Genomic DNA, 1,208 nt, shown 5'->3' with positions numbered 1-1,208 from the left:
ATCTTACTATTACTACAATAAATAATATAAATAATATAACTAATCCTAAAAATATTTTTAATTTATTATTGTGTATTAATAAACCAAGCATTGGTAATACTATACAAATTCTTTTTAAAAACATATTTTTTTCTTTAATATTCATGTTGTCTTACTCCTAATATTATAATTATTATTTTAAGCTGTTAAAAATCTCTTTATCTTCATCAGAAAATTTATCTAAATTATCTGATTGAATAAATTCATTTGTATTATAGTTTAATTTAGTATAGCCTTTTTCTCCTATAGTATAAACATATGGATTTATTTCTTTATATTTAGTTATATAATCAAGAACTTTACTTCGTTTAAGGTCAGATAAGTCTATTTTATCTTGATTATGAACATATGCATGAAATATACCAAATCTACCATCATCTCCAAAAGAAGCAATGGCATCTCTATTTGACATTGAAGAATATTTACGTTCTTTATTTTTATTGCCACAACCTAAAAATAAAATGGTTAAACTTAAAGCTATAAATATTAAATATAATTTTTTCATATATAAGCTCCTTTAAATTTTTGTTTATTATAAGATTTTATTCTTTTGTTTTTTATTTAATAAATTTTTGCTAAATGAAATATTAATAACAAACAAAGAACATACTAATATCACTATCAGACTATTTTTATTTATTATGTAATAATATAAAGCTAGTATAAGAAGTATTATATTAACAATTGAACTAATTAATATAATATTTATATTTTTTTTATTTAAATTAACATTAAATTTAAATACATATTCAACACTTTCTTTTCTTTTAACAATACTATATATGTTTTTTGTATATTTTAAAATTAGAAATACTAACATTCCTGCATATAAAAAAATATGTAAATTTTCCATAAACCTTACCTCACTTAAATATCAAAAAAATCTTTTTATATAAAAAATAGAAAGTATAATAATACCAAATAAAAATAAAATGCAATATTTTTTTTGTTTATTTTTATAAAAATAATAACATAAAACTAATTGTTGAATAACTACTACTACAAATGTTAAGAATGTAGTTAAATCAAATTGAAAAAAATTAGTTACATTATTAAAAATTAAAATTATTAGCATAAGAGCTATTAATATTAAATTAATTATAGTAAGCTTTTTAGTAGTCATATTTCTTTCCTCTTTCGTTTTAAATCAAAAATAATATATCATAAAT

Annotated in this window: 2 protein-coding genes; both read right to left on the bottom strand. The window is 17.5% G+C overall.

Annotated elements, in window-relative coordinates:
- Positions 1-172 precede the first annotated feature (172 nt).
- Positions 173-544, bottom strand: a complete 372-nt coding sequence (locus tag GBZ86_RS16060) for a hypothetical protein (RefSeq protein WP_152892333.1) — start codon at positions 542-544, stop codon at positions 173-175.
- Positions 545-913: 369 nt separating this feature from the next.
- Positions 914-1,162 carry a hypothetical protein gene (locus tag GBZ86_RS16055; RefSeq protein ID WP_152892332.1) on the bottom strand — a complete coding sequence of 83 codons (249 nt, stop codon included), beginning with the start codon at positions 1,160-1,162 and terminating at the stop codon, positions 914-916.
- Positions 1,163-1,208: the final 46 nt, after the last annotated feature.

Origin of the sequence: Clostridium tarantellae, assembly GCF_009295725.1 — a bacterium.
GTDB classification, from domain to species: domain Bacteria; phylum Bacillota; class Clostridia; order Clostridiales; family Clostridiaceae; genus Sarcina; species Sarcina tarantellae.
Note: the sequence above shows the minus strand (reverse complement) of the source record. Positions and strands in the feature narration are given on the sequence as shown.

Excerpts from the sequence above, each read along its gene's own strand:
- GBZ86_RS16055 (WP_152892332.1), bottom strand. The coding sequence starts at position 1,162 with ATGACTACTAAAAAGCTTACTATAATTAATTTAATATTAATAGCTCTT.
- GBZ86_RS16060 (WP_152892333.1), bottom strand. The coding sequence starts at position 544 with ATGAAAAAATTATATTTAATATTTATAGCTTTAAGTTTAACCATTTTA.